A 2,497-nucleotide genomic window follows, 5' to 3' on the forward strand; every position below is an offset into this window, starting at 1 on the left:
ATTGAAGATTTGTACGTTTTGTAATACATCCTATGTTAAATTCGTATTAACATTGAAGAGTTGTTAATTAAAGGTTAATTATGTTATTTTAGCAGGATAATTAACTTTTCAACTACAAAAATATTTATGAGGAAGTATACTCTTCTTACGATCTTTTTTTGTCTTTCCGTTAACATATTTGCCCAATTAATACCTGAGTATTATGGAGATGCGGTATCTCTTGGGGATAATTGTTATAGAATTACCGAAAATACTACGCAGCAAAGTGGATCCGTATGGTACAATAATGTTATTGATCTTAATACTGATTTTGAAATAATTTTTGACGCCAACTTTGGTAGTAACGATGCCAATGGTGCTGATGGAATGGCCTTTGTAATGAAAACTACAGCAACCGCTGAAATAGGTTTATCTGGAGGAGGTGTAGGGTATGAAGGTATTACGCAATCTCTAATTGTTGAGTTTGATACATGGACTAACGGAAACAGAGCAGATATAACAGCAGATCATATGGCTTTGATGAAGAATGGGAGTACTTACCATAATTCAGCAAATAATCTTGCAGGACCAATTCAAGCTTCAGAAACCTCTATAAATATTGAAGATGGAAACTACCATGAGGTAAAGGTAGCATGGGATGCCACAGCGCAAAATTTTACAGTAACCTTTGATTGTAGTGAACGGATTGCTTACTCAGCAGATATCATTAATACTATATTCAATGGTACTTCCGAAGTATACTTTGGGTTTGCTGGGTCTACAGGTGCGGCTTATAATTTACAGCAATTGTGTTTTAAACATATTTCCTTTTCGTCTATTGGTTCTTTGTCCGATAAGCAAGTTTGTGCTGGTGGAAGTATTGATACAATAGATGCTACGTATGATGGAGCAGAAGGTTACGAGTGGTCGCCTGCTGAAAGCGTTAGTGATCCTTCGCTTCCTAATCCAGTGTTTTCCCCAACGGAAGATACTACTTACACAGTGTCTATTACAGATAACTGTGGAGATATTCTAACTAAGAGTTTCAATGTAGTCGTTATGCCCGAATCAACGGCAGAAGTAGAAGCGGTGAATCCCACTGTATGTCCGGGTGATGATGGAGAGTTTATCATTACTGGTGTCCCAAATAGTACCGTTACTTATATAATTAATGAAGGTGTAGAAGAAACAGTGGTTTTGGATGATACTGGAGTAGCTTCTGTAGTGGTGATGGCTTCAACAGAAAATACTACGATGACACTTGTTGGAATTGATGCTCCAAATCCTACTATTTCAGGTAATGGGCAAACGGCATATGGTGGAATTAATCCTGAAAATGCGGAAGGTCCTATAGAACCTGAAGGAACAACGGCTACTTCTGCCAATTCGGCAAGAGTTTCCAACACCTACCAATCATGTGTATTATTGTTGGACCAAACAGTACCCGCAGGTACTGAAATCACTCTAAGTGTGGCAAAAAATAACAGTACTGCACAAATGAGTGTTTCTGACGGAACCAATTCTCAAACTATAAATACAGGTACAGTAAATGTCCTTCAGTATGTTACATTTATAACTGGGCAAGATACCAATATGCTCACTTTTATAAGTCTTAATGGGTATTTCTGGATCGATGGTATTGAGTATACCATTGAATTGCCTAATTGTTATACGGCCTTGGATGATTCTGAAACTATTTCATTTTCCGATTTGGATGATGCTACTTTTGTTATGGAACCAACCTGTGATGGTGCTACAGCAACCGCGGCAACCCCTGGAGGAACTTATGTAATTGTGTCTCCAGCTGGCCCAGGTATAATAGATCCTTTAACAGGAACTATTACAGGAGGATTGCCAGGAGAAGAATATACTATTGAATATACTACCAATGAAAATTGTGGAAGTACTAGTAGCGGAACGGTAACAATACTACCCGAGCCAGAGGTGGCAGAAGCTAATCCAAGTTTGCAAGTTTGTGATGATAATATTCCAGATGGATTGACGGCAATAGATTTGGCGTTGGTGAATAATAACATTTCTGGAGGAACCCCAGGATATGTGGTAAGCTACTATTTGACACAGGCAGATGCCGAAAGTGATATCAATCCACTTTCAATTCCTTACACAAACATTACTAATCCGCAGACTATTTATGCGAGATTATTGAATTCAACTACGGGATGTTATACAACAACAACCGTAGTGCTTTCTGTAGAGCAGGCCCCGGAGGCCAACATCCCAGACGCGTTGGAGTACTGTGATGCTGACAGCGACGGCTTTGGCGTGTTCGACCTTTCGGATGCGGATGCGGCCATCACTGGCGGAGCGACCGGCCTTGTGCTGAGCTACCACGAGACCTTTGCGGACGCCGACAACGGTGTGAACGCCCTTTCTAGCCCCTACAACAATATTGTGGCCAATGACCAGATCCTCTATGTGCGCGTGGAGAGCGCCACGATCGCCACGGACTGTGCGACGATCGTTGAGCTGGCCCTTGTGGTGCACCCGACGCCACAGC

1 protein-coding gene is annotated in these 2,497 nt (G+C 41.1%); it reads left to right on the top strand.

All coding sequences use genetic code 11. The features are described 5' to 3' along the window. Positions 1–126 precede the first annotated feature (126 nt). A partial coding sequence (locus ZA05_RS17850; RefSeq protein WP_255350059.1) for an L-type lectin-domain containing protein occupies positions 127–2,497 on the top strand: 2,371 nt, incomplete at its 3' end.

The organism is Mangrovimonas sp. TPBH4 (genome assembly GCF_001280505.1).
In the GTDB taxonomy this organism is placed as follows: domain Bacteria; phylum Bacteroidota; class Bacteroidia; order Flavobacteriales; family Flavobacteriaceae; genus Mangrovimonas_A.